General features: G+C 61.1%; 28 protein-coding genes. 16 read left to right on the forward strand and 12 right to left on the reverse strand.

The features are described 5' to 3' along the window. Positions 1 to 36 precede the first annotated feature (36 nt). Positions 37 to 552, forward strand: coding sequence for a DUF2062 domain-containing protein (locus GIW28_RS17505; protein WP_017136567.1), 516 nt, complete (start codon positions 37 to 39; stop codon positions 550 to 552). A 3-nt stretch (positions 553 to 555) separates the two neighbouring features. Here GIW28_RS17505 and GIW28_RS17510 read toward each other — a convergent pair whose 3' ends face one another. Together GIW28_RS17510 and GIW28_RS17515 are read right to left on the reverse strand one after the other, a co-directional pair. Next, entirely contained in the window at positions 556 to 1,914 is a 1,359-nt protein-coding gene (locus GIW28_RS17510; protein WP_169988387.1) for a sensor histidine kinase, read from the reverse strand. Beyond that, on the reverse strand, positions 1,901 to 2,626 hold the full coding sequence (locus GIW28_RS17515; protein WP_186617686.1) for a response regulator transcription factor: 726 nt from the start codon (positions 2,624 to 2,626) through the stop codon (positions 1,901 to 1,903). Before GIW28_RS17515 ends, GIW28_RS17510 begins: the two co-directional genes overlap by 14 nt. A gap of 231 nt (positions 2,627 to 2,857) precedes the next feature. Between GIW28_RS17515 and GIW28_RS17520 the strand changes: the two genes are divergently transcribed. From GIW28_RS17520 to GIW28_RS17535, 4 genes are all read left to right on the forward strand, one after another. Beyond that, entirely contained in the window at positions 2,858 to 5,611 is a 2,754-nt protein-coding gene (locus GIW28_RS17520) for a response regulator (RefSeq protein WP_017136570.1), read from the forward strand. 225 nt (positions 5,612 to 5,836) lie between these two features. After that, positions 5,837 to 6,826: a 2-hydroxyacid dehydrogenase gene (locus tag GIW28_RS17525; RefSeq protein WP_017136571.1), complete on the forward strand. Its 990-nt coding sequence runs from the start codon at positions 5,837 to 5,839 to the stop codon at positions 6,824 to 6,826. A 71-nt stretch (positions 6,827 to 6,897) separates the two neighbouring features. Continuing rightward, positions 6,898 to 7,338, forward strand: a complete 441-nt coding sequence (locus GIW28_RS17530; RefSeq protein WP_017136572.1) for a hypothetical protein — start codon at positions 6,898 to 6,900, stop codon at positions 7,336 to 7,338. Next, positions 7,335 to 7,736, forward strand: coding sequence for an META domain-containing protein (locus GIW28_RS17535; RefSeq protein WP_017136573.1), 402 nt, complete (start codon positions 7,335 to 7,337; stop codon positions 7,734 to 7,736). Before GIW28_RS17530 ends, GIW28_RS17535 begins: the two co-directional genes overlap by 4 nt. A gap of 115 nt (positions 7,737 to 7,851) precedes the next feature. Here the strand turns inward: GIW28_RS17535 and GIW28_RS17540 are convergent, their stop codons facing one another. After that, the gene (locus GIW28_RS17540) at positions 7,852 to 8,313 is read right to left on the reverse strand and encodes a TlpA family protein disulfide reductase (RefSeq protein WP_017136574.1); all 462 of its coding nucleotides are present in this window, start codon (positions 8,311 to 8,313) and stop codon (positions 7,852 to 7,854) included. Positions 8,314 to 8,429: 116 nt separating this feature from the next. On the opposite strand from GIW28_RS17540, the gene arsC reads away from it, so the two are divergent. Genes arsC through GIW28_RS17555 form a run of 3 tightly spaced genes read left to right on the forward strand, consistent with a single transcriptional unit; the run spans position 8,430 to position 9,797 of the window. After that, complete coding sequence (gene arsC, locus GIW28_RS17545) at positions 8,430 to 8,783, forward strand: arsenate reductase (glutaredoxin) (protein WP_236447022.1); 354 nt, start codon at positions 8,430 to 8,432, stop codon at positions 8,781 to 8,783. Next, the gene (wrbA, locus tag GIW28_RS17550; RefSeq protein WP_017136576.1) at positions 8,780 to 9,394 is read left to right on the forward strand and encodes an NAD(P)H:quinone oxidoreductase; all 615 of its coding nucleotides are present in this window, start codon (positions 8,780 to 8,782) and stop codon (positions 9,392 to 9,394) included. Before arsC ends, wrbA begins: the two co-directional genes overlap by 4 nt. Next, positions 9,378 to 9,797, forward strand: coding sequence for a DUF2069 domain-containing protein (locus GIW28_RS17555; protein WP_236447021.1), 420 nt, complete (start codon positions 9,378 to 9,380; stop codon positions 9,795 to 9,797). The genes wrbA and GIW28_RS17555 overlap by 17 nt, the downstream gene beginning before the upstream one ends. A 103-nt stretch (positions 9,798 to 9,900) precedes the next feature. Here the strand turns inward: GIW28_RS17555 and GIW28_RS17560 are convergent, their stop codons facing one another. Together GIW28_RS17560 and ttcA are read right to left on the reverse strand one after the other, a co-directional pair. Next, complete coding sequence (locus GIW28_RS17560; protein ID WP_099548017.1) at positions 9,901 to 10,572, reverse strand: DNA-3-methyladenine glycosylase I; 672 nt, start codon at positions 10,570 to 10,572, stop codon at positions 9,901 to 9,903. 67 nt (positions 10,573 to 10,639) lie between these two features. Then, a complete protein-coding gene (gene ttcA / locus GIW28_RS17565; RefSeq protein ID WP_017136579.1) occupies positions 10,640 to 11,464 on the reverse strand; it encodes a tRNA 2-thiocytidine(32) synthetase TtcA in 825 nt (274 codons plus the stop codon). Between the two features lie 388 nt (positions 11,465 to 11,852). Between ttcA and GIW28_RS17570 the strand changes: the two genes are divergently transcribed. Together GIW28_RS17570 and GIW28_RS17575 are read left to right on the forward strand one after the other, a co-directional pair. After that, positions 11,853 to 12,455: a Yip1 family protein gene (locus GIW28_RS17570; protein ID WP_099548019.1), complete on the forward strand. Its 603-nt coding sequence runs from the start codon at positions 11,853 to 11,855 to the stop codon at positions 12,453 to 12,455. A gap of 127 nt (positions 12,456 to 12,582) precedes the next feature. After that, complete coding sequence (locus GIW28_RS17575; protein WP_138450916.1) at positions 12,583 to 13,077, forward strand: SprT family zinc-dependent metalloprotease; 495 nt, start codon at positions 12,583 to 12,585, stop codon at positions 13,075 to 13,077. 24 nt (positions 13,078 to 13,101) lie between these two features. Here the strand turns inward: GIW28_RS17575 and GIW28_RS17580 are convergent, their stop codons facing one another. Then, positions 13,102 to 14,277, reverse strand: a complete 1,176-nt coding sequence (locus tag GIW28_RS17580; protein WP_169988272.1) for a CaiB/BaiF CoA transferase family protein — start codon at positions 14,275 to 14,277, stop codon at positions 13,102 to 13,104. 157 nt (positions 14,278 to 14,434) lie between these two features. Here GIW28_RS17580 and tusD point away from each other — a divergent pair, with 157 nt between their 5' ends. From tusD to GIW28_RS17610, 6 genes are all read left to right on the forward strand, one after another. Continuing rightward, complete coding sequence (gene tusD, locus GIW28_RS17585) at positions 14,435 to 14,827, forward strand: sulfurtransferase complex subunit TusD (RefSeq protein ID WP_058419924.1); 393 nt, start codon at positions 14,435 to 14,437, stop codon at positions 14,825 to 14,827. A 1-nt stretch (position 14,828) separates the two neighbouring features. Next, the gene (gene tusC / locus GIW28_RS17590; protein WP_099548021.1) at positions 14,829 to 15,179 is read left to right on the forward strand and encodes a sulfurtransferase complex subunit TusC; all 351 of its coding nucleotides are present in this window, start codon (positions 14,829 to 14,831) and stop codon (positions 15,177 to 15,179) included. Then, entirely contained in the window at positions 15,179 to 15,457 is a 279-nt protein-coding gene (tusB, locus tag GIW28_RS17595; RefSeq protein WP_065931003.1) for a sulfurtransferase complex subunit TusB, read from the forward strand. Before tusC ends, tusB begins: the two co-directional genes overlap by 1 nt. After that, positions 15,454 to 15,789 (forward strand): TusE/DsrC/DsvC family sulfur relay protein, encoded by a 336-nt coding sequence (locus tag GIW28_RS17600; RefSeq protein ID WP_099548022.1) that lies wholly within the window; start codon positions 15,454 to 15,456, stop codon positions 15,787 to 15,789. Before tusB ends, GIW28_RS17600 begins: the two co-directional genes overlap by 4 nt. Next, the gene (locus GIW28_RS17605; RefSeq protein WP_236447720.1) at positions 15,786 to 16,787 is read left to right on the forward strand and encodes a glycosyl transferase family protein; all 1,002 of its coding nucleotides are present in this window, start codon (positions 15,786 to 15,788) and stop codon (positions 16,785 to 16,787) included. The genes GIW28_RS17600 and GIW28_RS17605 overlap by 4 nt, the downstream gene beginning before the upstream one ends. 88 nt (positions 16,788 to 16,875) lie before the next feature. Beyond that, positions 16,876 to 17,871 (forward strand): glutathione S-transferase family protein, encoded by a 996-nt coding sequence (locus tag GIW28_RS17610; protein WP_236447721.1) that lies wholly within the window; start codon positions 16,876 to 16,878, stop codon positions 17,869 to 17,871. A gap of 65 nt (positions 17,872 to 17,936) precedes the next feature. Here the strand turns inward: GIW28_RS17610 and cysG are convergent, their stop codons facing one another. From cysG to GIW28_RS17640, 6 genes are read right to left on the reverse strand one after another with little or no spacing between them, the layout of a single operon-like run. Then, complete coding sequence (gene cysG, locus GIW28_RS17615) at positions 17,937 to 19,331, reverse strand: siroheme synthase CysG (RefSeq protein WP_017137497.1); 1,395 nt, start codon at positions 19,329 to 19,331, stop codon at positions 17,937 to 17,939. Continuing rightward, entirely contained in the window at positions 19,332 to 20,612 is a 1,281-nt protein-coding gene (gene serS, locus GIW28_RS17620; RefSeq protein WP_017137498.1) for a serine--tRNA ligase, read from the reverse strand. A gap of 16 nt (positions 20,613 to 20,628) precedes the next feature. Next, positions 20,629 to 21,003 carry a fluoride efflux transporter CrcB gene (gene crcB / locus GIW28_RS17625; RefSeq protein ID WP_017137499.1) on the reverse strand — a complete coding sequence of 125 codons (375 nt, stop codon included), beginning with the start codon at positions 21,001 to 21,003 and terminating at the stop codon, positions 20,629 to 20,631. After that, entirely contained in the window at positions 21,003 to 22,325 is a 1,323-nt protein-coding gene (locus GIW28_RS17630; RefSeq protein WP_017137500.1) for a replication-associated recombination protein A, read from the reverse strand. Before GIW28_RS17630 ends, crcB begins: the two co-directional genes overlap by 1 nt. Before the next feature lie 27 nt (positions 22,326 to 22,352). After that, complete coding sequence (lolA, locus tag GIW28_RS17635; protein ID WP_017137501.1) at positions 22,353 to 22,976, reverse strand: outer membrane lipoprotein chaperone LolA; 624 nt, start codon at positions 22,974 to 22,976, stop codon at positions 22,353 to 22,355. Between the two features lie 54 nt (positions 22,977 to 23,030). Further along, a complete protein-coding gene (locus GIW28_RS17640; RefSeq protein WP_069788233.1) occupies positions 23,031 to 25,436 on the reverse strand; it encodes a DNA translocase FtsK in 2,406 nt (801 codons plus the stop codon). Positions 25,437 to 25,628 lie beyond the last annotated feature (192 nt).

A 25,628-nucleotide genomic window follows, 5' to 3' on the forward strand; every position in this document is an offset into this window, starting at 1 on the left:
GGGCATACTTGCCCCTCGAACTGACCTGGACCCCTTATGCCCCGGCGCTTATTCAAACGGTACATGCCCGACCCCACGAGTATCCGGGAACACAAGTCCTTACGATTTCTCGGCACGTTGTTGCATGACCCCAACCTCTGGCACCTGAACCGCCATTCCGTCGCCCGCGCCATGGCAGTGGGCCTGTTCGCGGCGTTTATCCCGATTCCGTTGCAGATGTTATTGGCGGCTGTGCTAGCGATCGCTGTGCGCGGGAATATGCCGATTGCCGTGAGCCTGGTGTGGCTGACCAACCCGATCACCATGCCGGTGGTGTTCTTCTGCACCTACCTGACCGGCGCCTGGCTGATGAACACGCCGCCGCGCAGCCTGCCCGACAACCTGACCTGGGAGTGGATCAGCAGCCAACTGGGCACACTGTGGCAGCCGTTCCTGTTGGGTTCCGTGGTGTGCGGGCTGGTGCTGGCCGCGCTGGCCTACTGCCTGACGATGGGTTACTGGCGCTGGTGGGTCGCGCACCAGTGGAAGAAGCGCAAACAACGACGCACCTGACAGCTAGCGCGCTGGCAGCCGCAGGTGCACGCACAAACCTTGCGCGCTGTTCTGCGCCCACAACGTCCCACCCTGGCGCTGTACCGCATTGCGGGCGATGCTCAAGCCCAGACCAAAACCGCCATCACCCGGCCGTGAGCCTTCGAGGCGGGTGAACGGCGCAAAGATACGTTCCAAGTCCTGCTCATCAATACCGCCGCCCTGGTCTTGCAGCCAAATATGCCAATCATCGCCCTCGCGACAGCCGTCCAGCGTCACCTGCCCCTGAGCGGGGGAATGTCGTATGGCATTGCGCAGGATATTTTCCAGGGCCTGGGCCAGCGCATTCAGGTTGCCGCGCACCCAGCAGTCGACGGGCAACAGACACGGCAAACGCGCTGCTGGCCAGTCACTTTCATAACAAGCGTTTTCCCGCAGCATGTCCCACAAGGCCGGAAGCTGGATGGCTTCCTCGGGTAACCGCGTTCGCTCGCTGTCCAGCCAGGCCAGTTGCAGGCTGTCTTCCACCAGGCGCTGCATGGCGTCAATCTCCCGGCCCAGGCGCTCGCGCAACTGCGCTAGATCCTGCTCACTGTCACAGGCCACGCGCAAACGGCTCAACGGCGTGCGCAGCTCATGGGACATGTCCCGCAATAACTGTTGCTGCAACTCCACCGTGCCCTGCAAACGCTCGGACATGTGGTCAAAGGCGCGGCCCAACTCACCCAATTCATCCTGGCGGCTGGTGGCCTCGCGGGACATGCGCGTATTCAATTGATCGGCGCGCCAGGCGTTGGCCTGCTCGCGCAACTGGTTCAGCGGCATGATCAGCAGCCGATAAAGCCCCACGCACAGCAGCAAGGTAAACAGGCCGGGAATCACGCCGTTGGTCACCACGCGCCAGAACACCTGATAGCGCCCCGGCATAAAGCGCTTGGGTAATTCGATTACCAGCGAGCCGGCGCCAGGGTTGACCGGGAATGGGATTTTCACCCAGGGCAGGCCTTTGACGTGTCGGCTGACCGGCCACTCCAGCCCGCGCAGAAAAGTCAGGCGCTGGCTTTCCTTGTCGCTCAGCGGCAGGCTGCTCAGCGACTGCAAGTCGTGGCCGATCACCCCGATCCAGGTCGATTCGCGCGTGGCCATCAGCTGCAACCAGGCGTCCACGCCAGCACTGCCCTGGGTACTCCAGGCCAATTCCGCGCCCGCGGCATAGCCGCGCAAAATCTCGCGGGACTCCTCGGCCACATAGGCGTTCTGCTCTTCCATATAGCGGCCCCAGGACCAACTGAGCCAGATCATCAGCAAACAGAAGGCGATCAGCAGGCAGGCGAGCTTCCAGAATAACGAGTGCCGGCCGGGCAGCCGCTCAAAGCCCTTCATCATGGCCGCTCAGTACATAACCCTTGCCCCACACCGTGCGCACTTCGCGCTCGCTGTAGCCGATGGCCTTGAGCTTGCGGCGAATCTGGCTGATATGCATGTCCAGGCTGCGATCGTGAGGCGCGTAACCGCGCTGCAACACATGCTGGTAAAGGAAGGCTTTGCTGAGCACTTCATCGGCGCTACGGTGCAAGGTCTCGAGCAAGCGATACTCGCTGCGCGTCAGCCCGGCCCAGTGTTCTTGAAAGAACACGTCGTACAGTTCATCGTCAAAACGCAGGCTGCGGGCATCGTCATGCGCCGGTAAACGCAGCGGCAACGGCCGCCGGTCCAGGGCCACGCGGCGCAGGATGGCTTCGATGCGTACACGCAGTTCAACCATGCTGAACGGCTTGGGCAGGTAGTCGTCCGCACCCAGGCGAAAACCGCTGATGCGATCGGCCTCGGCGCCCAGCGCAGACATGAGGATCACCGGCGTCGCATGGTGCTGGCGCAAATGGGTAAGAATCGACAAACCGTCCATGCCCGGCAGCAGGATGTCCATCAACACCACGTCGAACGCCTGGTCACGTGCCATCTGCAGGCCCTGTTGGCCGTTCTGGCACCAGGTGACCTGGAAGCCACAGCAGCCCAGTTGCTCATGCACATAGGCGCCCAATACAGGGTCGTCTTCGATTGCCAGGATACTGGGTAGGCCAACTGCGGGATTCATTAGCGTCTGCAAGTCATTCTCAATCGCTGATTATTCAAGATTAAACGGTGACAGGCAATCGCCACCCGGCTGCCAATGGTTCGAAGATTGCGCTCGGCGATTGACGTCGGAGATTGACGTCGATCATTAATTTGCGAGGTTCCACACCGCGCAAATGGCTACACTGCGCAGGTGGCGTGGGCCGGATGCCCGCGCAGATAAACGAAAACAGTGTGGTAGCAGGAGAGTGGCGTGCTTAGAAGAATGGGGATAAAAGGCCGCGTACTGTTGCTGACCTTATTACCGACCAGCCTGATGGCCCTGTTGTTGGGGGGCTATTTCACCTGGATGCAGCTGTCGGAGTTGCAGACCCAATTGCTGCAACGCGGCGAAATGATCGCCGAGCAATTGGCGCCGCTGGTGGCCCCGGCGTTGAGCAGCAAGAACACCGACCTGCTTGAACGCATCGCCACCCAGTCGCTGGAGCAACCGGACGTGCGCGCGGTGTCGTTCCTGGCACCGGACCGCTCGTCCCTGGCCCACGCCGGCCCGACCATGCTTAACCTCGCGCCGGTCGGCAACAGTTCGCACCTGCTGCAGCGCAGTGGCAATGACGCCACGCGCTACCTGCTGCCGGTGTTCGGTCGCCATCGCAACCTCGCGGGCGAATTGATCCCCGATGAAGCCGATCGCCTGCTGGGTTGGGTCGAAGTGGAGCTGTCGCACAATGGCATGTTGCTGCGCGGTTATCGCAGCCTGTTTGCCAGCCTGCTGCTGATCGCCATCGGCCTGATCTGCACGGCCGCCCTGGCATTGCGCATCAGCCGCACGATCAACTCGCCCATCGGCCAGATCAAGCAAGCTGTGGCCCAACTCAAGGACGGCAACCTCGAAACCCGCCTGCCACCGTTGGGCAGCCAGGAGTTGGACCAATTGGCCTCGGGCATCAACCGCATGGCCGAAACCCTGCAAAATGCCCAGGAAGAACTGCAACACAGTATCGATCAGGCCACCGAAGATGTGCGTCAGAACCTGGAAACCATCGAGATCCAGAACATCGAGCTGGACCTGGCGCGCAAGGAGGCCCTGGAGGCCAGCCGGATCAAGTCGGAGTTCCTGGCCAACATGAGCCATGAAATCCGCACGCCGCTCAACGGCATCCTGGGTTTTACTCATCTGCTGCAAAAAAGCGAGCTGTCGCCGCGTCAGCTGGATTACCTGGGCACCATCGAAAAATCCGCCGACAACCTGCTGGGTATCATCAACGAGATCCTCGACTTCTCGAAAATCGAAGCCGGCAAGCTGGTGCTCGACAGTGTGCCCTTCAACCTGCGCGACTTGCTGCAAGACACCCTCACCATCCTCGCCCCCGCCGCCCATGCCAAACAGCTTGAGCTGGTCAGCCTGGTGTACCGCGACACGCCGCTGGCGCTGGTGGGCGACCCGTTGCGCCTCAAGCAGATCCTCACCAACCTGATCAGCAACGCGATCAAGTTCACCCGCGAAGGCACTATCGTTGCCCGCGCGATGGTCGAAGACGAACAGGAAGACAGCGTGCAACTGCGCATCAGTGTGCAAGACACCGGCATCGGCCTGTCGAACCAGGACGTGCGTGCGTTGTTCCAGGCCTTCAGCCAGGCCGACAACTCGCTGTCGCGTCAACCCGGCGGCACCGGCCTGGGCCTGGTGATTTCCAAGCGGCTGATCGAGCAAATGGGCGGTGAGATCGGCGTCGACAGCACACCGGGCGAAGGCTCGGAGTTCTGGATCAGCCTGAGCCTGCCCAAAACCCGCGACGACGCCGAAGACCTGCCCTCCCCGCCGCTGCTCGGCCGTCGTGTGGCCGTGCTGGAAAACCACGAGCTCGCGCGCCAGGCGTTGCAGCACCAACTGGAAGATTGCGGCCTGCAAGTCACACCGTTCAATACCCTGGAAAGCCTGACCAACGGCATCACCAGCGCACACCAGACTGAACAGGCAATCGACCTGGCAGTGCTCGGTGTCACCGCCAATGACATTCCGCCCGAACGCCTCAACCAGCATCTATGGGACCTGGAACACCTGGGCTGCAAGGTGCTGGTGCTGTGCCCGACCACCGAACAGATGTTGTTCAACCAGTCAGTGCCCAACCCCAACAGCCAGTTGCAGGCCAAACCTGCGTGTACGCGCAAACTGCGCCGCGCACTGGCCGATCTGATCAGCCCGCGCCCATTGCGCAGCGAACCCGGCGAACCGCTCTCCAGCCGAGCGCCGCGCGTACTCTGCGTGGACGACAACCCGGCCAACCTGTTGCTGGTGCAAACGTTGCTCGAAGACATGGGCGCCAAGGTGCACGCGGTCGAAAGCGGTTATGCGGCCATTGACGCGGTGAAGCAGGAAACCTTCGACCTGGTGCTGATGGACGTACAAATGCCCGGCATGGACGGGCGCCAAAGCACCGAGGCGATCCGCCAATGGGAAAGCGAACGCCACGGTACGCCGCTGCCGGTGGTCGCCCTCACCGCCCACGCCATGGCCAACGAAAAACGCGCGCTGCTGCAAAGCGGTATGGACGATTACCTGACCAAACCCATCAGCGAGCGGCAGTTGGCCCAAGTAGTGTTGAAGTGGACCGGCCTGGCCCTGCGCAATCAAGGGCCGGAGCGCGCGACTGACGGCTTGGCACCCGGCGTGCAACTGCTGGTACTGGATCATGAGGAAGGCCTGCGCCTGGCGGCCAACAAGGCCGACCTGGCCGCCGACATGCTCGCCATGCTGCTGGCCTCGCTGGAAGCCGATCGCCTGGCGATCACCGCCGCCCGTGAAGCCAAAGACAACAATGCGCTGATTGAACGCGTGCATCGCCTGCATGGCGCCACCCGCTACTGCGGCGTGCCGCAATTGCGCGCCGCCTGCCAGCGCGCGGAAACCTTGCTCAAGCAAGACGACGCCAAGGCCATCGCCGCGCTGGATGAACTGGACATGGCGATTGCGCGGTTGGCCAGTGAGGCACGGGTCAGCGCCTGAGGCTTCTCCAGGCCTGTGTTGAGCGGGCTTGTGTGGGAGCTGGCTTGTGTGGGAGCTGGCTTGTGTGGGAGCTGGCTTGGGTGGGAGCTGGCTTGCCTGCGATGGCATCAACTGGGTGTACCTGATGTACCGAGTTGCCCGCATCGCAGGCAAGCCAGCTCCCACAAAAAGCCCGGTGCCCGCATCGGCCTACCTAAAACTCAGTGATTGCAGGGAGCATTTTTAATGCGCGTCATTCTTTTCAGCAGCCAGACCTACGACCGCGACAGCTTTCTCGGCGAGCCGCTGCCGGCAGGTGTAGAGCTGCAATTCCAACCGGCCCGCCTGAACCTCGACACCGTGGCCCTGGCCGAACACCACGAAGTGGTCTGCGCCTTTATCAACGATGACCTCAGCGCACCGGTGCTGGAACACCTGGCCGCCGGCGGCACGCGCCTGATTGCCCTGCGCTCGGCCGGTTACAACCATGTCGACCTGGCCGCCGCCCAGCGCCTGGGCCTGAGTATCGTGCGCGTACCGGCCTACTCGCCCCACGCGGTGGCAGAGCATGCGGTTGCGCTGATCCTGGCCCTCAACCGCCGCTTGCACCGCGCCTATAACCGCACCCGCGATGGCGATTTCAGCCTGCACGGGCTCACCGGGTTCGATTTGGTCGGCAAAACCGTCGGCGTGGTCGGCACCGGGCAGATCGGCGCCACCTTTGCCAAGATCATGGCCGGGTTCGGCTGCCAGTTACTCGCCTACGACCCATTCCCCAATCCGCAGGTCCAGGCCCTTGGCGCCCGCTATGTAAACCTGCCAGAGCTATTGGCCCAGGCACAGATCATCAGCCTGCACTGCCCACTGACCGCCGACAGCAAACACCTGATCAACGCACGTTCCCTGGCACAGATGCAGCCTGGCGCCATGCTGATCAACACCGGACGCGGTGGCCTGGTGGACACGCCAGCCTTGATCGAGGCCCTCAAGAACGGCCAACTCGGCTACCTGGGCCTGGATGTGTATGAGGAAGAGGCCCAGTTGTTTTTCGAGGATCGCTCCGACCTGCCGCTGCAGGACGACGTACTCGCACGCCTGCTGACCTTTCCCAACGTGATCATCACTGCCCACCAGGCATTCCTGACCCGTGAAGCGCTGGCGGCAATCGCAGCCACCACGCTGGCCAACATTGCCGCGTGGGCCGATGGCCAGCCGCAGAACCTTGTGCAAGGTTGATCAGCGGTCATATACCAGGCTCATGATAGGCCGGCACCCGTGATAGGATGCCGCGCCTATTTGGAGGATCCATGGCCGAACACGATTTCCGCTTCAGCTTGCTGAGCCCGCAACACACCCTGATCGAATGCCGCGCCCTGGTGCCGGGCCGTTACCAGGTCACCGGCAACGGTGGTTCGATCAAGCATGGCGACGTCTTGATCGTCACCCTGCGCGGCAGTAAAACCCTGTCGATGCGCCTGACCGTCGAAGGTGACGCGCGCTATTCCATTCGCCCGGCGGGCCAGTGGGTCGCCATGGCCCAGGGGCCGAAATTCGGCGAGCTGGAAATTCACACCTGGAAGGTCAACTGCGACAGCTGCGACAGCCTGCTGGAGTTTGAATTCGCCGTGGAAACCAAGCTGGCCAAAGAGCCGCTGCAACCGGCCGCCAATGCGCGCATCAAGGAACTGGGCTGGGCCAGCGAAGGCGACAAGCACCGCTGCCCGAAATGCCAGCAGGCTGCGCAATGAAAGGCGTGCTGCTCGCCGCCCTCGGTGTGGCCCTGACGGGCTGTGCCGGTGACGCGGTAAAGCTGCAGCAAGACCACAGCTACGTGGTGGAGTGGATTGGCGAACGGCCGTTGATGGATTACGCGCACCTGACCGTCACCCTCGGCGCCGATGGCCGCGCCTACGGCAATGGCGGCTGCAACCACTGGTTTGCGCCGTACACCGTCGAAGGCCGGACGCTCAGTTTCGGCAAGATCGGCAGCACCCGCAAACTCTGCGCCGAAGCCTTGATGGAGCAGGAGCACCGCTTCTTCCAGGCCCTGCAAGGTGTGCAGCGCTGGGATATCTCACCGATCGAGCAAACCCGGTTCTGGCCGGCTGAAGGCAAGCCGATTCGACTGTGGCTGGAAGAAGGCTGATCGACTTCCTTATGATCTGGCTTTCTGTGGGAGCTGGCTTGCCTGCGATAGCATCACCGCGGTGTACCTGATACACCGCGCCAACCGCATCGCAGGCAAGCCAGCTCCCACAGATTTAACCACGCAGGGCTTTGAGCTTGGCCAACACGCCTTCTGCCGTCTGCTCACCCATCAGCTGTTCACGCACCTTGCCTTTGTCATCAATGATGTAAGTCACCGGCAGCGCCTCGCTGCGTGGAATATCGAAAATCTCTTCCGGGTTCTGCGCCAGCACCGTGAACTTGATCCCCAGCTTCTCGCTGGCGGCCTTGAGTTCTTCACCCTGTACGTTGTCGAAATTGACCCCGAACACGCCCACGTTCTGGCCTTTCAACTGTTCGGCCAAGGTATTCAGTTCCGGAATTTCCGTGCGGCACGGGCCACACCATTCGGCCCAGTAATTGACCACCACCCATTGTTTGTCCAGGCGTTCGGCCGCCACTTTCTTGCCATATTGGTCAACGCCGTAATCGTTACCGCAGCCGCTGAGCAGCAGGGTTGTGATGATCGCCAATGCACCGATCAGTCGCCTAGTCATGGGGAAATCCTTCGCAAAAAATGAACGTTGGCTGCGACCTATCGCCTCTTACGGTTTAAGGACGGGTCGCCGCGCAGGTAGAATACCCGCCACCTTACGCAAGATGCGACCCGCACATGACCGATCTGACGCTTTATCACAACCCGCGCTGCTCGAAATCGCGCGGTGCGCTTGAACTGCTCGAAGCCCGCGGCCTGACCCCGACCGTTGTGCGCTACCTCGAAACGCCGCTGGACGCCGCGCAACTCAAGGCCTTGCTCAGAAAACTGGGGATCAGCGCACGCCAACTGCTGCGCACCGGCGAAGACGAATACAAAACCCTCAACCTGGCCGACGTCAGCCTCAGCGAGGCGCAGTTGATTGCCACCATCGCCGCGCACCCGAAACTGATGGAACGCCCGATCCTGGCAACCGCCGAAAAAGCCATCATCGGCCGCCCACCGGAAAACGTGCTGGAGTTGCTGCCGTGACCGCGCCCTATGTGCTGGTGCTGTATTACAGCCGCAATGGCTCGGTCAGCGAAATGGCTCGGCAGATTGCCCGGGGCATCGAGCAAGGCGGCCTCGAAGCCCGCCTGCGTACCGTACCGGCGATTTCCACCGAGTGCGAAGCCGTGGCGCCGAGCATCCCGGACGAAGGCGCGTTGTATGCAAGCCTGGATGATCTGAAGAATTGCTCGGGCCTGGCCCTGGGCAGCCCGACGCGCTTTGGCAACATGGCCGCGCCGCTCAAGTACTTCCTCGATGGCACCAGCAACCTGTGGCTCACCGGCGCACTCGTCGGCAAGCCAGCCGGCGTGTTCACCTCCACCGCCAGCCTGCACGGCGGCCAGGAAACCACACTGATGTCGATGCTGCTGCCGCTGCTGCACCACGGCATGCTGATCACCGGCCTGCCCTACAGCGAACAAGCCTTGCTCGACACCCAGGGCGGCGGCACGCCATATGGCGCCAGCCACCATTCCGGGCCGGACGGCAAACGCATGCTCGATCAGCACGAAATCACCCTGTGCCGGGCACTCGGCCTGCGTCTTGCCACCACCGCCACGCTGCTGGAGAACGGCCGTGGCCAGAAAGCCTAAGGTCCTGCCGCCCCAGGCGTGGCTGGAACCACGGGTCAAGGTGGCACGCGTACTGAGCCTGGTGGCTTTTTTAGGGCTGGTGGGCTTGCTGTGCGTGTATTACCTGTTCATCGCCGACCTGCACGGTGCGCGCCCATGGGTGATCCTGCTGATCGAGCTGGTGCCGCTGCTGGTGCTGGCGCCGGGGATGCTGCTGGGCAGCGCGCGCGGGCATTCGTGGATGTGTTTTGTGGTGAACCTGTATTTCATCAAGGGCGCACTGGCGGCATATGACCCGAACCGGCAGTGGTTCGGGGTGCTGGAGATGCTGGCGAGTCTAGCGGTGTTTTGTACCGCGCTGTTGTATGTGCGGTGGCGGCATCAGTTGAATCGGCGGTTGGCGGCAGATTTGCAGCCTGCCTGAAGACCGCTATCGCAGCGATGCGGCGACCCGACAAGCCAGCTCCCACACTTGGAATGCATTCCCCTGTGGGAGCTGGCTTGCCTGCGATCGGATCAACTCAGTCTCAATGATTCACCGTGTAAGCCAGCATCATCGACAGCTGGCACATCGGCCGCCCACTCTCGGCGTGCCATTGGTTAAACGCACCCTGCACCGTCGCCAAATCCCGCAGGCTGGTCGGCGCCTTGTCGACGATCTTCTGTGCATTCAAGGCCGCCACCACGTCATCACTCGGCACAAACGTGTCCTTGCCGACCATGCGCAAAAAGCGCGGCGCCGACAGCCCGCCCAACTGGTGGCCGTGCTTGCTCAGGTACTTCCACAAGCTGACGATATCAGTCACCGGCCAGTCGGCGATAAACGCGCCGAAGCTGCCTTTTTCCTGCTCAATGTCCAGCATCATCTGCGCATTGCGCGGCACACTCTTGAGCTTGCCCAGGTGGCGGATGATGCGCGTGTCCTGCATCAAGCGTTCCAGGTGCTCGGCGCCCATCAGCACGACTTTTTCCGGATCGAAGCCGAAGAACACCTGCTCGAACGCCGGCCATTTGGCATCCACCACACTGTGCTTCAACCCCGCGCGAAATACCCGCAGCGCCAGGGTCGACAGGTAGCGATCATCACTGATCTTGCGCAATTGCGCCGGGGTCTTGGGTACAGGCAGGTGGGCTTCCAGCTCGGCCGCTGAACCAAAGCGGTTCAGACAATATTCGTGCAGCCACTTGTAATCGCGCATGCCCTCTCCTGGCAGTTGAATTGAAAACGGCGCCCGTGAGCGCCGTCTTTCAGAGCATTGAAACGTCTTAGAGGTTCACCACATTGACGAAGCGCGAAGCGGCGGTCTCGTCAATTTTAAGGCTGGTGAAATCGAACAGGTTGCGGTCGGCCAGTTGCGACGGCTGCACATTCTGCAAGCTACGGAAGATGCTTTCGGTGCGGCCTGGGGTTTTGCGCTCCCAGTCCACCAGCATCTCCTTGACCACCTGGCGCTGCAGGTTTTCCTGAGAGCCGCACAGGTTGCACGGGATGATCGGGAATTGCTTGAAGTCGGAGTAGGCCTGGATGTCTTTCTCGTTGCAATACGCCAGCGGGCGGATCACCACGTTGCGCCCGTCATCGGCACGCAGCTTGGGCGGCATGGCCTTGAGCGAGCCGTTGAAGAACATATTGAGGAAGAAGGTCTCAACGATGTCATCACGGTGATGCCCCAGGGCCATCTTGGTCGCGCCGATCTCATCGGCAAAGGTGTAGAGCGTGCCACGGCGCAGGCGTGAGCACAGCGAGCAGGTAGTTTTGCCCTCTGGGATCAGCTCCTTGACCACCGAGTAGGTGTCTTTTTCGACAATGTGGTACTCGACGCCCAGGTCTTTCAAGTAGGCCGGCAGCACGTGTTCGGGGAAGCCCGGTTGTTTCTGGTCCATGTTGACGGCGACGATCTCGAACTGGATCGGCGCGACCTTTTGCAGGTGCAGCAGCACGTCGAGCAGGGTGTAGCTGTCTTTGCCGCCGGAGAGGCAGACCATGACCTTGTCGCCGTCCTCGATCATGTTGAAATCGGCGACCGCTTCCCCGGCCAGGCGACGCAGGCGTTTTTGCAGTTTGTTCTGGTTGACCGTAAGAGTGCCCATGGCGCTTGGATCCGCTAGAGGTGTGTGACGAAAAGCGCAGCATTTTACGCAAAAATACTTCAATGGGCGACGCCGATCCAATGTGGGAGCTGGCTTGCCTGCGATGGCGGTGTGTCAGCAACTAATACATCACTGATCCACCGCTATCGCAGCGATGCGGCGACCCGACAAGCCAGCTCCCACAGTAGGACCAGTGGTCACTGACAGACCTCAGCGCGATTAGCGCCCATGTTTACAGCGCAATTTGCTCTAAAGCCCTACAGTTTTTCCGGTCATCACTTCCTATACTGCGACGTAAGGTCGCACAACTATCCAGGACCTTATGTGGCCATTTGGCCCGTGGGCGCTCCGATGGGGGGCGATGGTAATAACGACAGGAGTGACTGGCATGATCCATCACGTCGTGGGGCTGTTTACCCATCCCGACCAGGAATGGCGGGAAATTCGTGGCGATAAGGAAGAAAGTATCGGCCACATGTACCTCACTCACACTTTGATTCTCGCGGCGATCCCCGCCGTATCGGCCTTTATCGGCACCACCCGGGTCGGCTGGGTGATCGGCAGCCGCGCCCCGGTCATGTTGACCCAGGAAAGTGCGTTGTGGATGACCCTCATGTCCTACGCGGCGATGCTCGGCGGCGTGGCGGTGATGGGCGCATTCATCCATTGGATGGCCCGCACCTACGACGCCAGCCCCAGCATGGCGCGCTGCGTAGCGTTTGCCACCTACACCGCGACCCCGCTGTTTATCGGCGGGCTGGCGGCGCTCTATCCGCATATGTGGCTGGGCATGGTCGTGGGCACGGCGGCTATCTGTTACACGGTGTACTTGCTGTATGTGGGGCTGCCGACGTTTATGAACATCGACCCGGACGAGGGCTTTCTGTTTTCCAGCTCGGTTTTGGCCGTGGGCCTGGTGGTACTGGTGGCAATCATGGCGTTTACCGTGATCGTCTGGGGGCTGGGCGTAGGCCCGATCTACACCAACTAAGCTGATCAACCGCAGGCAAAGCCACCGCAAGGTGGCTTTGTGCGTCATGCATGACCATTCGGCGCCTGACAGATTCGGAAACACCTGCTTTTGCGGCATACTGGACGTCTCTGGAGATATGGTCAGCATGCCCGAGCAACTCAATACCCGCGTCGAAGATTGTTTCCTACAAGCCGAATCCTTTTTTAAACGAAGCTTCAAACGCCCCCAGGTCAGCCTCAAGCTGCGGGGCCAGAAGGCCGGTGTCGCGCATTTGCACGAGAACCTGCTGCGCTTCAACCCACAGTTGTACCGCGAAAACAGCCAGCACTTCCTCAAACAGACCGTGGCCCATGAGGTGGCGCATCTGATCGCCCACCAATTGTTTGGCGAGCGCATCCAGCCCCATGGCGAGGAATGGCAACTGATCATGCGCGGGGTTTACGAACTGCCGCCGGATCGTTGCCACACTTATGCGATCAAGCGCCGCCAAGTGACCCGGTATATCTACCGTTGCCCGTGTGCCGACAGCGATTTCCCGTTTTCGGCCCAGCGGCATGGGCTGGTGAATCAGGGGCGGCGGTATTTGTGCAGGCGGTGTCGGCACACCTTGGTATTCACCGGGGAAACTCGGGTGGAGTAAGGGCCTAATCGCAGGCCCGATCAGTCACCCAACAACCTTGGCCCGCCGCAACTCGTCTATCCGCTGAGCACTGAGCCCCAACTCAGCCAGCACTTCATCACTGTGCGCCCCCACCGCCACGCCAATATGCCGAGGCTGCGGCAACCCCTCGGAAAATTTCAGCGGGCAAGCCAGTTGCGCCTGGGTCGAGCCATCACCCCGTGGCACCTGGCTGACCAGCTCGCGCGCCTTCAACTGTGGATGCTCCAGCGCTTCACTCAGGCTCAGCACCGGCTCGACACACGCATCCACCCCGGCGAACAACTCACGCAGCTCGTCAAAGCTGCGCTTCTCAAACTCGACCTGTAACGCCAGCTTCAGGGCTTTTTGCTGCTCGGGTTTCAAGCTTTGCATGGCCAGCTCCGGCCTTCCCAACGTTTCGCACAATTGCCGCATAAACGCCGGTTCCAGGCTACCCACCGACATCCAGCGCCCATCACGCGTGCGATAGTAATCGTAGAAGCTGCCGCCGTTGAGCACATGGCTCTCCCAATCCGGCTCGACCCCACAGGCCAGGTAGCCCGCACCGGCCATGGCATTCAGGCTGAACGAGCAATCGGTCATGCTCACATCCAGGTATTGGCCGACGCCACTGTGCTGGCGGGCAATAACGGCGGCGAGCAACCCCACCACAGCGTGCAACGAACCACCGCCGACATCCGCCAATTGCACGCCCAGCGGCAACGGCCCGCTGTCCTGGCGGCCGGTGTAACTGGCCACGCCAGCCAACGCGAGGTAGTTGATATCGTGCCCGGCGCGGTCTTTATAAGGCCCGGTTTGACCGTAGCCGGTGATCGACACATAAATCAGCCGGGGGTTGAGCGCCTTCAGCGCCTCATAACCCAGGCCCAGACGCTCCATTACCCCAGGCCGGAATTGCTCAAGGACAATGTCATAGTCCTTGACCAGCTCACGCACGATCTGCAGCGCCTCGGCCTGCTTGAGGTCCAGTGCCAGGCTGCGCTTGTTGCGATTGAGGTATGCGTGGCTCGCCGAGGTGCCCTGGTCATGGGGCGGCAGCACGCGTAACAGGTCCATACGCGTGGGCGATTCAATACGCAGCACCTCGGCACCCATGTCCGCCAGCAACAAGGACGCGAACGGGCCAGGCAGCAAGGTGGAAAAATCCAGCACTTTGAGGGACGCCAAGGGACCTGACATAAAGACTCCATTTGGGTAGCGACTGCCCACAGCCTAGGCAGCCTTGCGCCTGGCGGCAATCGTCAGAACGATCAGCGACAGTGACCGTTTTGATCACGGCGGGCTTTTTCGCGGCGGCGGCTTTATCATTGGCTCAGGTTTGCTTGCAGAGTGTTCCATGAAGTTTGCGATTGCAGTATTTTCCGCCGCCCATGCGCCCTCCTCGCGCCGCGCCTTGCTGTTCGCCCAGGCAGCGCTTGCCGGTGGGCATGAGATTGTGCGGCTGTTTTTTTATCAGGACGGCGTGTACAGCGCTGCCAATAACATCGTTGCGCCCCAGGATGAGCAGGACATTGCCCGCCAGTGGCGTGAGTTTGTCAGCCAGCATCAGCTCGACGGCGTGGTGTGCATCGCCGCCGCCTTGCGCCGTGGCGTACTCAATACTGAGGAAGCCACGCGTTATCAACGCAGCGCGGTGAACCTCGACGCGCCGTGGGCGTTGTCGGGCCTGGGGCAATTGCATGACGCCATCCAGGCTGCCGACCGCCTGATCTGTTTTGGAGGGCCGTGAGATGGCCAAGTCTTTATTGGTGATCAGCCGCCAGGCACCGTGGTCCGGGCCAAGTGCGCGCGAGGCGCTGGATATCGTATTGGCCGGTGGCGCTTTTGACCTGCCGATCGGCCTGCTGTTTATGGACGATGGCGTGTTCCAGCTGGCAACCCATCAGGATGCCAAGGCCGTGCAGCAAAAAGACCTCAGCGCCAACCTGCAGGCGTTGGGCCTGTTCGGCATTGATGAGGTGTTTGCTTGCAGCCACAGCCTTGCCGAACGCAGCCTCGCAACACCTGCCAGCGCGCAGGCGCTGGACAGCGCCGCGATCGCCGAATTGATTGACCGTTATGACCAGGTGATGACCCTCTGATGTCGACTTTGCACGTGGTATCTCACTCCCCGTTTACCGATAGCCGCCTGGCCAGTTGCCTGCGCGTGTGCGGCGCCGAGGACGCCATCCTGCTGTGTGGCGATGGCGCTTACGGCCTGCACAACGCAGCCCTGCAAACCCGGGGCGTGAAGGTCTTTGTCCTGGCCGAAGACATGCAGGCACGCAACCTGCCCCTGCCGGACTGGGCCGACAGCGTCGACTACCCAGGTTTTGTGCAGCTGTCGATCGACTACGACAAGGTCAACACCTGGTTATGAACACCCTGACCGTAGGCGAACGCACGCTGGAACTGGACAAGGACGGCTACCTCGTCAACCTGGATGACTGGTCCATCGACGTGGCCAATGCCCTGGCCGCCGCTGAACCCCTGGAATTGACCGCCGAACATTGGGAAATCCTCGAACTGCTGCGCGGGTTTTACGCAGAATTTCAGCTGTCCCCGGCCACACGCCCGCTGATCAAGTACACCGCTTTAAAGCTCGGCACGGACAAGGGCAACAGCCTGCACCTCAACAAACTCTTCAATGGCACCCCCGCCAAACTTGCCGCCAAGCTGGCGGGCCTGCCCAGGCCGACGAATTGCTTATGACCGACTTTGCCCCGCTGACCCTTGAAACCCCCGCCGAGCACCCGTTTGCGCAGTTCGTGCGCATCCTGGGCAAAGGCAAGCGCGGCGCGCGCAACCTCACCCGTGAGGAAGCCCGCGAAGCCATGGGCATGTTGCTCGACGAAAAAGTCGAAGACACCCAGCTCGGCGCCTTCCTGATGCTGCTGCGCCATAAGGAAGAAAGCCCGGAAGAGCTCGCCGGTTTCACCGAAGCCGTGCGCGAGCGCCTGAATGCGCCAGCGCTGAATGTGGATGTCGATTGGCCGACCTACGCCGGTAAAAAACGCCATCTGCCGTGGTATCTGTTGGCGGCCAAGTGCCTGGCGCAAAACGGGGTGCGCATTCTGATGCACGGCGGTGGTGCCCATACGGCGGGCCGCTTGTACACCGAGCAATTGTTGCAAGGCCTGCAAATCCCGCTGTGTCGCAATTGGCAACAGGTCGAGACGGCGTTCGAGCAAGGCAACCTGGCGTTTATCCCGCTGGGTGACTGGGCGCCACAACTGCAACGCATGATCGATTTGCGTAACACCTTGGGCCTGCGCTCACCGATTCACTCCCTGGCGCGCCTGCTCAACCCGCTGAATGCACGTTGCGGCCTGCAAAGCATTTTCCACCCCGGTTACCAGCGCGTACACCGCGATGCCAGCGGCCTGCTGGGCGATAATGTGATTGTGGTGAAGGGAGATGGCGGCGAAGTCGAGATCAACCCGGACACCCTCAGCCATTTGTATGGCACCACCGGTGGCCAGAGCTGGGACGAAGAGTGGCCCGCCCTCTCCGCCCAGCGGCACGTCAAACCGGCCAGCCTGGAACCCGAGCATTTAAAAGCCTTGTGGCGCGGTGATGTCGAGGACAGTTACCCGCAACTCGCGCTGATCGCAACCATGGCCCTGGCCCTGCGCGGCCTCGGCCACGCTCGTGAACAGGCGTTCGAATTGGCCCAGCAGTACTGGGATGCGCGGGACAAATCGATTTAATCGATAATTCCCGCCCGGTCTTTGCGCTTTTAGTTCGAACTCATCCCTTTAGACTGGGCTCCAACGCTTATTAGCCAAGGAGCCAGTCATGGGTTTGCTGATCGAAGGACACTGGAAAGACCAGTGGTACGAAAGTAGCGCAGACGGCGCGTTCCAGCGCGAGCAGGCGCAACGGCGCAATTGGGTGACCGCCGATGGCGAGCCCGGCCCCAGCGGCGATGGCGGTTTCAAAGCCGAGGCTGATCGCTATCACCTGTATGTTTCCCTGGCCTGCCCGTGGGCCCATCGCACGCTGATCCTGCGCAAACTCAAGGGTTTGGAAAGCTTGATCGACGTGTCTGTGGTCAGTTGGCTGATGTTGGAAAATGGGTGGACCTTCGACAAGGCTCACGGCTCGACGGGCGATAAGCTCGACGGCTTCGACTTCATGCACCAGCGCTACACCGCAGACACCGCCGATTACACCGGGCGTGTCACCGTACCAGTGCTGTGGGATAAGAAGCTCAAGCGCATCGTCAGCAATGAATCAGCGGAGATCATCCGCATGTTCAACAGCGCGTTTAACCGGTTGACCGGCAATACTCTGGATTTCTACCCCGAAGCCCTGCGCTCGACAATCGATACGCTGAACGAGCGCATCTACCCCGCGGTGAACAATGGCGTGTACCGGGCAGGGTTTGCCACCTCGCAGCAGGCGTATGAAAGCGCATTTGATGATGTGTTTACCGAGCTGGATCGCCTGGAACAGCACTTGGCTGAGCAGCGCTACCTGGCCGGTGAATACCTGACCGAAGCCGATGTGCGGCTGTTCACCACGCTGATTCGCTTTGATGCGGTGTATTACAGCCACTTCAAATGCAACCTGCGGCGGATTGCCGATTATCCGAACTTGTCGAACTGGCTAAGGGAGCTGTATCAGTGGCCGGGCGTGGCCGAGACGGTGGATTTTGCGCATATCAAGGGGCATTACTATGCGAGCCATCGGACGATCAACCCCACCGGGATTGTGCCGAAGGGGCCGTTGCTGAGGTTTGATGCCGAGCATGATCGGGCGCGGTTGAGCGGTAAAGGTGTCTGGAACTGAAAACACCTTGTGGCGAGGGAGCTTGCTCCCTCGCCACATTAAGATCACTCACCACAGCGGCGATGTCAGACCTGGGATTGCGCGCCTTCAAACCACTTGAGTTTCTCGCGCAACACCACCACCTCACCGACAATCACCAGTGTCGGCGCATGCACTTCATGCTCCGCCACCATGCGCGGCAAATCCGCCAATGTGCCAGTAAAGACACGCTGGTTGGACGTGGTGCCCTGCTGGATCAACGCCGCCGGGGTATCCGCCGCGCGCCCGTGCTTGATCAGTTGCTCACAGATGATCGGCAAGCCGATCAGGCCCATGTAGAACACCAACGTTTGCGACGGCCCTACCAGGTCATGCCAGGGCAGGTCCGAGGTCCCGTTCTTTAAATGCCCGGTGATAAAGCGCACCGACTGCGCATAGTCACGGTGCGTCAGCGGAATCCCCGCATACGCCGCGCAACCGCTGGCTGCCGTGATCCCCGGCACCACCTGGAACGGGATGCCATGGGCCGCCAGTTCTTCGATCTCTTCGCCGCCACGGCCGAAGATGAACGGATCGCCACCTTTGAGTCGCAGCACACGCTTGCCCTGCTTGGCCAGGTCCACCAGTTGCTGGTTGATCTGGTCCTGCGGCACGGCATGGTCGGCGCGACGCTTGCCGACGTAGATACGCTCGGCGTCACGTCGGCACAGCTCAAGAATCGCCGGCGCTACCAGGCGGTCATACAGCACCACGTCGGCTTGCTGCATCAGGCGCAAGGCGCGGAAGGTCAGCAGGTCCGGATCACCTGGGCCTGCACCGACCAAATAGACTTCACCCGGCGCGTACGGCGGCGCGCCGTTGACCTTTTCGATCAACAGACGCTCAGCTTCATCGCCCTGCCCGGCCAATTGACGGTCGGCGATCGGGCCTTGGAAAACCTCCTCCCAAAAGGCCCGACGCTGTTGCACATCCGGGTACAAACCTTTGACCTGGGCGCGAAAACGCGCCGCCAAACCGGCCAACTGGCCATAAGTCGACGGAATCCAGGTTTCCAGCTTGGCGCGGATCAAACGCGCCAGCACCGGCGCATCGCCGCCGCTGGACACCGCAATCACCAAGGGTGAACGGTCGACAATCGCCGGGAAGATCACGCTGCACAGGGCTGGCGCGTCCACCACATTGACCGGTACGCACCGGCGCTTGGCATCGCTGGACACTTGCGCGTTCAGCGGCTCGTCGTCCGTGGCCGCGATAATCAGAACGCAGCCGTCAAGGTCGGCCTCCTGATAACCGCGCAGAATCAGGTCCCCGCCACTGCCCAGCACCAGTTCTCGCAACTGGTCTTCGATCTGGGGAGCAACCACCCGCAGCAACGCACCGGCGTCGGCCAGCAGCCGGGATTTGCGCAAGGCAATCTCCCCGCCACCGACGACCAACACACGACTGCCGCGCAGGTTATGAAACAGCGGCAGAAATTCCATTTAGCCGATGACCTCAACGCCGCCCATGTACGGCTTGAGCACTTCCGGCACGCGGATGGAACCGTCGGCCTGCTGGTAGTTTTCCAGCACGGCCACCAGGGTACGGCCTACGGCCAGGCCCGAACCGTTGAGGGTGTGTACCAGTTCCGGCTTGCCGGTTTCCGGGTTGCGGAAACGCGCCTGCATGCGACGGGCCTGGAAATCACCGCAGTTGGAGCACGACGAAATTTCGCGGTACTTGTCCTGGCTCGGCACCCACACTTCGAGGTCGTAGGTTTTTACAGCGCTGAAACCCATGTCGCCGGTGCACAGCGCCAGTACGCGGTAAGGCAGCTCCAGCAGTTGCAGGACGCGCTCGGCGTTGGCGGTCAGGCCTTCCAGGGCTTCCATGGAGGTCGACGGTTCAACAACCTGCACCATTTCAACTTTGTCGAACTGGTGCTGGCGGATCATGCCGCGCGTGTCACGCCCCGAAGCGCCGGCTTCGCTACGGAAACACGGGCTGTGGGCCACGAACTTGATCGGCAGCTGCTTGGCGTCGAGGATTTCGCCGGCGACGATGTTGGTCAGCGACACTTCGGCGGTCGGGATCAGGTACAGGTCGGCTTCGCCGTCGCGGCTGATCTTGAACAGATCCTCCTCGAACTTAGGCAATTGGCTGGTGCCCATCAGCGCCGGCGCCTGCACCAGATACGGCGTGTAGGCTTCTTCGTAGCCGTGTTCAGCGGTGTGCAGGTTGATCATGAACTGCGCCAGGGCACGGTGCATGCGCGCGATCGGGCCGCGCAGCAGAGCAAAGCGTGCGCCGGACATTTTGGCGGCCGTTTCGAAATCCAGGCCGCCGGTCAGTTCGCCCAACGCAACGTGATCCTTGATCTCGAAATCAAAGGCTTTTGGCGTGCCCCAACGGCGCACTTCGACGTTGCCGTCTTCGTCTTCACCAATGGGCACGGATTCGTGCGGAATATTCGGGATGCCCAGCAGGATCGAATCCAGCTCGGTCTGAATGCCTTCCAGCTCGACTTTGCCGTCGGACAGCTCGGTGCCCATGCGCTCGACGTCCGCCATCAACGGCGCGATGTCTTCGCCACGCTGCTTGGCCTGACCAATGGATTTGGAACGCGCATTACGCTCAGCCTGCAGCGCTTCGGTGCGGGTCTGGACGGTCTTGCGCTGTTCTTCCAGCGCTTCGATGCGCGCAACATCCAAGGCAAAGCCACGGGATGCCAGGCGGTCCGCTACGTCCTGAAGGTTGCTACGTAACAGTTTGGAATCGAGCATGTCGGTCTCTCGTTTATCAAAGTTTGGTCAAGGACAGGCCAGCCCAGGTGGCGAGCAGCCCGCCGAACACGCTGATGCCCAGGTAACCGAAAGCTACCAAAGCTTGCCCGCTTTCCAGCAGGCGCACCGTATCCAGTGAAAAGGATGAAAAGGTCGTAAGACCGCCTACAAAACCGACAATCAAGCCGGCGCGAACCTCAATCGGCACTTCGGGGCGCAACAGGAACCAGCCGTACAACAGGCCGATAATCAGGCAACCCACCAGGTTGACCGCCAGAGTGGCCGCATAAAAATGCTTCGGCCAATTGGCGCTGACCCAAGTGCCAGTGGCGAAACGCAATAATGTACCAGCGATGCCCGCGGCGGACACGGCAAGAATGGTCTTGAGCACTACTTTCTCCGCTGTTTTGGGCTGAGACGGTCGAGTTGGGCCAGGTGATTGAGCTTTTCACCGATTTTCAGCTCCAGGCCACGCGGCACCGGCTGATACAGCGGCAAGGGCTCAAGCTCATCGGGGAAGTAGTCTTCGCCGGCCGCGTAGGCGTCCGGCTCATCGTGGGCATAGCGGTATTCGTCGCCATAACCCAACTGTTTCATAAGCTTGGTTGGCGCATTGCGCAGGTGCATCGGCACCTCAAGAGAGCCGTATTCGGCAGCGGCGCGCAGGGCGGATTTGAAGCCCATGTACACCGCGTTGCTTTTTGGCGCGCAGGCCAGATAGGTGATGGCCTGGGCCACGGCCAACTCGCCTTCCGGGCTACCCAGGCGCTCCTGCACATCCCAGGCGGCCAGGCACAGGCTCAAGGCGCGCGGGTCGGCGTTGCCGATGTCTTCGCTGGCCATGCGTACCACGCGGCGCGCCAGGTACAGCGGGTCGCAGCCGCCGTCGATCATGCGTGCAAACCAGTACAACGCGCCGTCGGGGTTGGAGCCGCGCACAGACTTGTGCAGTGCCGAGATCTGATCGTAAAAGGCTTCGCCGCCCTTGTCGAAACGGCGGCGCGTGTCGCCGAGCAGGCTTTGCAACAGGTCGACGCCAATCTCGTGGCCGTCTTCGGCCAAATCCGAGGCATTCTCCAGCAGGTTCAGAAAGCGGCGACCATCGCCATCGGCGGCGGCCAGCAGAATTTTGAAGCCTTCTTCGCTGACACTCAGCTGGCGCTTGCCCAAGCCCTTGTCTTCGCTCAGGGCACGATGCAGCAGCTTTTGCATCGCCGCTTCGTCCAGGCTCTTGAGCACATAGACACGCGCTCGCGAGAGCAAGGCATTGTTGAGTTCAAACGAAGGGTTTTCGGTGGTAGCGCCAATAAAGATTAACGTACCGTCTTCGACATACGGCAAAAACGCGTCTTGCTGCGACTTGTTGAAACGATGCACTTCGTCGACAAACAGGATGGTGCGCTTGCCGTATTGCCCAGCCTGTTGCTTGGCAACTTCTACCGCCTGGCGAATCTCTTTGACCCCGGCCAGTACCGCCGAAACCGTTTCGAAATGTGCATCCGAGACTTTTGCCAGCAGCCGCGCCAGGGTGGTTTTACCCACGCCCGGCGGCCCCCAGAAAATCATCGAGTGCAGCGCACCCTGCTCCAGGGCTTCACGCAAAGGCTTGCCGCGAGCGAGCAGGTGTTCCTGCCCGACGTACTCATCCAGGTTGGTCGAGCGCAAACGCGCCGCCAAAGGCTGAGCAATCGGGTCACTTCGAAACAAATCCATGGGCAGCGTTTGAAACCTCTAGACAGGTTATTCCTGGATCACGTCGGCACCCTTGGGGATGACGAACTTGAACTTGGATGCGTCCACTGGCTGGTTAGCCTTGACGCCGGAGAACAGGATATCGGTCCGCTGGCCCACGCTGTCGATCAGGCGCATGTTGTTGATCACGCCATTGCCGAACGACAGGTTCAGGCTGTCAAACAGCGTGTCCTTGGATTTAGGCTTGAGGGTGAACTCGATCACGTTGCTGGTTTGCTTGGAGGTGATATCGAAGCTGTCGTTGATCTTTGATACATCGCCCGACAGCAGCAGCGCCGGCGTCTGGTTCAAACGAGGGTCGAGCTTCTTGATGGTCGCCTGCTCCAGGTCCGGGTCCCACAGGGTGACCTTCTGGCCATCGGAAACAATCGTCTGCTCGGCCTTGCCTTCGGTGTGCCAGTAGAACAGACCAGGACGCTGTACGGCCATTTCGCCTTCGGTTTGCTGCAACTGGGTGCCGCCGGCATCCAGGGTCAACTGGGAGAAGCGTGCGGTCAGGGTCTTGGACTTGTCCAGCAGGTTAGTCAGGCTGGCCACCGAGGCCGGATCAGCGTGGGCCGAAACAGCAGTCAGGGCCAGTGCCGGCAACAACAGCATGCGGATAAAGCGCATGGGAATCCTCATTGAGTCGTCAGGGCGCGCTGCGTGTTGTCACGCAGCACGGAATCAGTCGCGCATCTGCCCGGGAGCGATGACTTCACGCGAACCGTTGGTGTTCATGGCGGTTACGACGCCAGCGTTTTCCATGGATTCGATCATGCGGGCGGCGCGGTTGTAACCGATTTTGAGCTTGCGCTGCACCGCAGAGATCGAGGCGCGACGGCTTTCGAGTACGAATGCCACGGCTTCGTCGTAGAGCGCGTCGGTTTCGGCATCGTCATCACCGCTGCTACCGCCGTCGAAGCCGCTGCCGGCCTCTTCGACGCCTGCGAGGATGTCGTCGTTGTATTCCGGCGCGCCGCGCAGCTTCCAGGCTTCCACCACGCGGTGAACTTCATCATCGGAGACGAAGGCGCCGTGAACCCGGATTGGCAGGCTGGTGCCCGGAGGCATATAGAGCATGTCACCGTGACCCAGCAGTTGTTCGGCGCCGCCCTGGTCGATGATAGTGCGCGAGTCGATCTTGCTGGAAACCTGGAACGCCATCCGCGTTGGAATGTTGGCCTTGATCAAGCCGGTGATCACATCCACCGACGGCCGCTGGGTGGCGAGGATCAAGTGAATACCGGCCGCACGGGCCTTTTGGGCGATACGCGCGATCAGTTCTTCCACCTTCTTGCCGACGATCATCATCATGTCGGCAAATTCATCGACCACAACCACGATGGTCGGCAGCTTGGTCAGCAGCGGCGCTTCGTCGTGAATGCTTTCGCGCTTGTACAGTGGGTCGGTCAGCGGTGTACCGGCGTCCTGGGCTTCCTTGACCTTGGCATTGAAGCCCGACAGGTTACGCACGCCCATCTTCGCCATCAGCTTGTAGCGACGCTCCATCTCGGCGACGCTCCAGCGCAAGGCGTTGGCGGCGTCCTTCATATCGGTCACCACCGGGCACAGCAGGTGCGGGATGCCTTCGTAGATCGACAATTCGAGCATCTTCGGGTCGATCATGATCAGCTTGGCGTCATCCGGGCCGGACTTGAACAGGATCGACAGAATCATCGCGTTCACGCCCACCGACTTACCGGAACCGGTGGTACCGGCCACCAGCAAGTGCGGCATTTTTGCCAGGTCGGTGATCACCGGCTTGCCGCCGATGTCGTGGCCGAGGGCCAGGGTGACCGGCGATTTGAAGTTGTCGTATTCCGGGGTCGAGAGCACTTCGGAGAAGCGCACGATCTGACGATCTTCGTTGGGAATCTCGATGCCGACGGTGGTCTTGCCGGGGATCACTTCCACCACACGCACACTGGTCACGGCCAGGGAACGGGCCAAGTCTTTGGCCAGGTTGGAGATACGGCTGACCTTGACGCCGGCTGCCGGCTGGATTTCGTAACGGGTAATCACCGGGCCTGGGTGGATCGAATCCACCGAGACTTCGACGCCGAATTCCTTGAGCTTGATTTCCAGCAGGTGGCCGACGGCCGCCAGGGATTCCGGAGAATAATTGAGTTGTTTCTTTTCGGCCGGGTCGAGAATCGAGATCGGCGGCAAGGTGCCCTCTACGGCGCTGTCGACGAACAACGGCGCCTGCTTCTCTTTCTGCACACGATGGCTCGGCTCCGGCGCTTTGGGCGGTGCCGGGGCAATCACCGGCGGCACCTGCTTCTCGCGGTCCGACATGTGCTTGCTCAGGGCTTGCTCGCGCTCGATAAGGCGTTCCTTGACCTTGGCTTGCTCGCGGCGGTCCGGCGTACTCGGGGCCACCACTTCGTTAACGCGGGTGTCCACCTCACGCAGTTGCGCGACCATGCGTTTGCGATCGACCCGGGCCGACCACCAGCGGTTGGCTGCGCCCTGGAACAATTCGAGCAGGTCCAGGGTGATCTTGCCGGTCACGTCCATCACCTTGAACCACGACAGGTCGGTGAACACAGTGAGGCCGAACAGGAACAGCGCGATAAACATCAAGGTGCTGCCCTGGATATTCAGGGTCTTGCGCGCCAGGTCGCCGAGGCTTTCGCCCAACGCCCCGCCCGCGCCCGCCGGCAAGCCGGTAGGTGCATGAAAATGAATGTGCGCCAGCGCCGCGCCGGACAACACCAGGAACACCAGGCCGATCAGGCGCCAGGAGAACAGCCAGCCGCTCCACTGCCACGGTTCGTGACGCTGGCGGAAGATCTGCCAGGTCTTGATCGCCAGCAATAACGGGAAGATATACGCGAAGTAGCCCAGCACCATAAACAGGATATCGGCGCTGTAGGAACCGGCGGGGCCGCCGAAGTTCTGCACGTCTTCGATCTTGCTGTTGTGGCTCCAGCCCGGATCGTCCTTGCCATAGGTAAGCAAGGCCATCATCAGGAACAGGCACAGGGCGCCGATAGCGATCAGCGCGCCTTCCTTGAGTCGATAATGCAGGTGCTGGCGCCAGGCCGGCACGACTGCTGCTTTAGGTGTTGCGGCGGATTTCTTCAAAACGGGTCTATTCCTGCGCCTTTAGCGCGTCCATCTGTTGAATGACTGCACACTGCTCAATCCGAGCAGCTGAAAAATGAACGAATGTCGCTGATACTACTTTTAACAGTGGGTGATGAGCAAGTGAGAGGCGGACAACCCGAAAATGGCCGCATTGTACGGGTTTTCGTCGACGATGCCAAGTACTAGCGC

This window comes from Pseudomonas sp. PA-5-4B, from assembly GCF_021606215.1.
GTDB lineage: Bacteria > Pseudomonadota > Gammaproteobacteria > Pseudomonadales > Pseudomonadaceae > Aquipseudomonas > Aquipseudomonas edaphica.

Bases quoted from the DNA above. Each gene is read 5' to 3' on its own strand.
- GIW28_RS17515 (WP_186617686.1), bottom strand. From the start codon at position 2,626: ATGAATCCCGCAGTTGGCCTACCCAGTATCCTGGCAATCGAAGACGAC.
- serS (WP_017137498.1), bottom strand. From the start codon at position 20,612: ATGCTCGATTCCAAACTGTTACGTAGCAACCTTCAGGACGTAGCGGAC.
- GIW28_RS17530 (WP_017136572.1), top strand. From the start codon at position 6,898: ATGGCCGAACACGATTTCCGCTTCAGCTTGCTGAGCCCGCAACACACC.
- ttcA (WP_017136579.1), bottom strand. From the start codon at position 11,464: ATGGGCACTCTTACGGTCAACCAGAACAAACTGCAAAAACGCCTGCGT.
- GIW28_RS17525 (WP_017136571.1), top strand. From the start codon at position 5,837: ATGCGCGTCATTCTTTTCAGCAGCCAGACCTACGACCGCGACAGCTTT.
- GIW28_RS17505 (WP_017136567.1), top strand. From the start codon at position 37: ATGCCCCGGCGCTTATTCAAACGGTACATGCCCGACCCCACGAGTATC.
- GIW28_RS17575 (WP_138450916.1), top strand. From the start codon at position 12,583: ATGCCCGAGCAACTCAATACCCGCGTCGAAGATTGTTTCCTACAAGCC.
- GIW28_RS17610 (WP_236447721.1), top strand. From the start codon at position 16,876: ATGGGTTTGCTGATCGAAGGACACTGGAAAGACCAGTGGTACGAAAGT.
- tusC (WP_099548021.1), top strand. From the start codon at position 14,829: ATGGCCAAGTCTTTATTGGTGATCAGCCGCCAGGCACCGTGGTCCGGG.
- GIW28_RS17580 (WP_169988272.1), bottom strand. From the start codon at position 14,277: ATGTCAGGTCCCTTGGCGTCCCTCAAAGTGCTGGATTTTTCCACCTTG.
- tusD (WP_058419924.1), top strand. From the start codon at position 14,435: ATGAAGTTTGCGATTGCAGTATTTTCCGCCGCCCATGCGCCCTCCTCG.
- cysG (WP_017137497.1), bottom strand. From the start codon at position 19,331: ATGGAATTTCTGCCGCTGTTTCATAACCTGCGCGGCAGTCGTGTGTTG.
- tusB (WP_065931003.1), top strand. From the start codon at position 15,179: ATGTCGACTTTGCACGTGGTATCTCACTCCCCGTTTACCGATAGCCGC.
- GIW28_RS17605 (WP_236447720.1), top strand. From the start codon at position 15,786: ATGACCGACTTTGCCCCGCTGACCCTTGAAACCCCCGCCGAGCACCCG.
- lolA (WP_017137501.1), bottom strand. From the start codon at position 22,976: ATGCGCTTTATCCGCATGCTGTTGTTGCCGGCACTGGCCCTGACTGCT.
- GIW28_RS17535 (WP_017136573.1), top strand. From the start codon at position 7,335: ATGAAAGGCGTGCTGCTCGCCGCCCTCGGTGTGGCCCTGACGGGCTGT.
- GIW28_RS17600 (WP_099548022.1), top strand. From the start codon at position 15,454: ATGAACACCCTGACCGTAGGCGAACGCACGCTGGAACTGGACAAGGAC.
- GIW28_RS17570 (WP_099548019.1), top strand. From the start codon at position 11,853: ATGATCCATCACGTCGTGGGGCTGTTTACCCATCCCGACCAGGAATGG.
- GIW28_RS17510 (WP_169988387.1), bottom strand. From the start codon at position 1,914: ATGAAGGGCTTTGAGCGGCTGCCCGGCCGGCACTCGTTATTCTGGAAG.
- GIW28_RS17540 (WP_017136574.1), bottom strand. From the start codon at position 8,313: ATGACTAGGCGACTGATCGGTGCATTGGCGATCATCACAACCCTGCTG.
- arsC (WP_236447022.1), top strand. From the start codon at position 8,430: ATGACCGATCTGACGCTTTATCACAACCCGCGCTGCTCGAAATCGCGC.
- GIW28_RS17630 (WP_017137500.1), bottom strand. From the start codon at position 22,325: ATGGATTTGTTTCGAAGTGACCCGATTGCTCAGCCTTTGGCGGCGCGT.
- GIW28_RS17560 (WP_099548017.1), bottom strand. From the start codon at position 10,572: ATGCGCGATTACAAGTGGCTGCACGAATATTGTCTGAACCGCTTTGGT.